The 3,372-nt window shown below is 37.8% G+C and carries 2 protein-coding genes; both read left to right on the top strand.

All coding sequences use genetic code 11. The annotated features are described in order from the left end of the window. Positions 1–405: 405 nt before the first annotated feature. Positions 406–3,066: a preprotein translocase subunit SecA gene (secA, locus tag GO685_RS04250; protein WP_218939228.1), complete on the top strand. Its 2,661-nt coding sequence runs from the start codon at positions 406–408 to the stop codon at positions 3,064–3,066. 86 nt (positions 3,067–3,152) lie between these two features. Continuing rightward, complete coding sequence (locus GO685_RS04245) at positions 3,153–3,311, top strand: hypothetical protein (RefSeq protein WP_175937711.1); 159 nt, start codon at positions 3,153–3,155, stop codon at positions 3,309–3,311. Positions 3,312–3,372: the final 61 nt, after the last annotated feature.

Here is a 3,372-nt window from a genome sequence, read left to right as displayed (position 1 = left end):
CAAAACAGAATAACTCTGCTATATTCTTATGCATTGGGTAACCTCCTATTGTTGCTAAAATACTGGAGTTTACCCTATTTCTCTCTCTACTTTCTTTCTAATCCATAGTTAGCGTTTAAATGTAGAATTACCGAGTACTTCAGATTGTTTATTTTCTATATCCATACCCTGCTAAACCTACCAACAACTTCATTCTATAAAAAATTAAAGATTACCAAACACCTAAAATAATGCAATAGAGTCTTTACATGTTGATAGAAGGTCTTCAAGAATAGGAATTGCTTAGCAAACTCTTAATTCTTGATTTAAAAAAGACTTTCCAAAGATTTTCTAAATCTAATATGTAATTGCTGCAGGCTGCATTTAGTAATATAATCTCATATTAAATAAGACACACTTAAGTTTATGTCAGATTCTACGTTAGTTTTAACAGTTGTTCTTATATTCTTCATTTTTATATTACCGTTTCTTTTTATAAGGAAGATATTCGGGTCAACGAATAAGAAGATAATAAAGTCCTTCAGAAAAATTGCTCAGCAGATTAATGCGCTAGAACCAGAAATGCAGAACTTATCTGATGAGGAGCTGGCTGGTAAGACTGAGGAATTCAAACGAGAGTTGAAAGATGGAAAAACACTAAATGACCTTCTCGTACCTGCATTTGCGGTTGTGCGCGAAGCATCGCGAAGATTCCTTAATATGAGACACTTCGACGTTCAGTTGATCGGTGGAATGGTGCTTCACAGTGGTATGATATCGGAAATGAAAACAGGTGAAGGAAAGACACTCGTTGCAACTTTAGCTGCATACCTAAATTCCTTAGAAGGCAAAGGTGTACATGTTGTCACTGTCAACGACTACCTTGCAAAACGAGACACAGAATGGATGAGCAAATTATATAACTCTCTTGGGGTCTCTGTTGCATTCATTACAAATAATTTGACGGACGAGGAGAGGAAAGAGGCTTATAGTGCAGATATCGTATATTCAACAAACAACGAGCTTGCCTTTGATTACTTGCGGGACAATATGAAATTTTCTCAAGAAGATATGGTGCAAAGAGGCTTCAATTATGCGATAGTAGACGAAGTAGACTCCATACTTATTGACGAAGCGCGGACTCCGCTTATTATTTCCGGTCCGGTTGAGGAAAACAATCAGATATATAAGCACATAAACAAAATAGTAACCAAATTAGTTGATTCTGATTGTGAGGTGGATGAAAAGGGTAGGGCAGTATTCCTCACTGAAGATGGCATTTTGCGGGTGGAGGAATTACTCAGATCATATAATCTCATTCCTGAAAATTCCTCGCTTTATGATACTGGCAACATGATAATGACTCACTATATAGATCAAGCACTGCGTGCACATAAACTGTTTACTGCTGACAAAGATTATATAGTAAAGGATGGCAAGGTAGTGATTATCGATGAGTTTACTGGGCGTATGATGGAGGACAGGAGATATTCCGATGGTCTTCACCAGGCACTTGAAGCAAAGGAGAATCTTGAAATTCAGCATGAAAACCAAACTTTGGCGTCGGTCACATTTCAGAATTACTTTCGTATGTACAACAAACTTTCTGGTATGACGGGAACAGCAGCAACAGAGGCGGAGGAGTTTCGCGATATATATAAGCTGAATGTAGTAAAAATTCCAACTAATGTACCTGTAAAAAGAGTAGATGTTGATGATGAAATTTATGGCACAGAAAAAGAAAAATTTAATGCTGTGTTGAGGTTTATAGAGGAATGCCACAAGCGCCTTCAACCGGTCCTTGTTGGCACGGTTAGTATTGAAAACTCTGAAAAACTTTCTGCGCTTTTGCGAAGCCATTCTCTTAAGCATTCAGTGTTGAATGCTCGTTATCACGAACAAGAGGCGTATATAATAGCGCAAGCTGGAATGTCAGGCGGCATTACCATAGCAACTAACATGGCAGGACGTGGAACTGATATTCAGCTTGGTGGCAATGCTGAAATGATAGCAAAAGTGGAGCTAAATAAGATAAAAAATGCTGATGAAAGAGAAAAAAAATATCAAGAAATAGTCGAAAGAGTAAAAAAAGATAAGGAAATTGCTATAAAAGCTGGCGGTTTATGTGTGGTTGGAACCGAAAGGCATGAAAGCAGGAGAATAGATGATCAATTACGTGGTCGCTCTGGACGCCAGGGTGATCCTGGACTTTCTAAGTTCTTTTTGTCGCTTGAAGATGATTTAATGAGAATATTTGGCTCCGATAGAATAAGAAGTTTTTTGCAAAGGGTGGGGCTAAAGAACAACGAAGCTATTCATCATCCATGGATCAATAAGGCACTTGAGAAGGCACAGAAGAAAGTTGAAGCTCGAAACTATGATGTGCGGAAATCTCTGCTTAAGTTTGATGACGTAATCAACAACCAACGCAGAGTTATTTTTAAGCAGAGAAATCATATTTTAGGCAATGAAATCAATGATTTGTTTGAAGTGTATAGTGAAGTAAATGAGAGTGTAATAGAAAGCATAGTGCAAAGTGGTTATTACGAAGACTATGTTGAAGATATAGCTAAGGAATTCTATATGAGATATGGAATAACACTTGATAAAGAAGACTTAGCGAAGTTTTTAAATAAACAAGAAGCTTTGGATTACATAAACAATAAAGTGCAAGAATTCTTCACTGAAAAGGAAAGATATTTCAATAGTCAGCAAACTACAGATTTGTGGAATACGGTAGTGAGACAAGTGATGATCATGACTCTCGATCATTTATGGAGGGAGCACCTCTCAATTCTGAAAAGCCTAAGACAAAGCATAAATTTGCGTGCCATGGGGCAGAAGGACCCACTGAATGAATTTAAACGCGAGGCTTTCTTGATGTTTGAGTCGATGCTTGAAAAGTGGAAAGAGCTTACCATTCATCGCCTAGCACACTTTAAGCTAGCAGATAACCAAGAAATAGGTAATAGGTTGTACCCTACTAAAAGGGATAGTTTCCCCAAAGTTTCAAGAAACGACAAATGCCCTTGTAACTCTGGAAAGAAATACAAACACTGCCATGGTGCGGTTACTGTGGTGAACTAGTAGCTGAGGTCCGTGTGTGCTTATCTACATTGACCTCCCTTAACTCGCTATCCAGTAAACGCTCTGGTTTTATTTGTTGAGGAGGCATGGGTTCTTCCTCTGGCGGTTTTCTTTGTTTATTAGATATATACTTTTTCACTACTCCGGCAAGCTTAATTGCAATACCTACTCCAATTGCAGCTACAATTGGAAATAATAGTGCTATAACTCCTATAGACGCTAACTATGGATTAGAAAGAGAGTAGAGAGAGAAATAGGGTAAACTCCAGTATTTTAGCAACAATAGGAGGTTACCCAATGCATAAG

The organism is Wolbachia endosymbiont of Madathamugadia hiepei, assembly GCF_013366855.1.
GTDB lineage: Bacteria > Pseudomonadota > Alphaproteobacteria > Rickettsiales > Anaplasmataceae > Wolbachia.
Note: the sequence above shows the minus strand (reverse complement) of the source record. Positions and strands in the feature narration are given on the sequence as shown.

Excerpts from the sequence above, each read along its gene's own strand:
- GO685_RS04245 (WP_175937711.1), top strand. The coding sequence starts at position 3,153 with ATGGGTTCTTCCTCTGGCGGTTTTCTTTGTTTATTAGATATATACTTT.
- secA (WP_218939228.1), top strand. The coding sequence starts at position 406 with ATGTCAGATTCTACGTTAGTTTTAACAGTTGTTCTTATATTCTTCATT.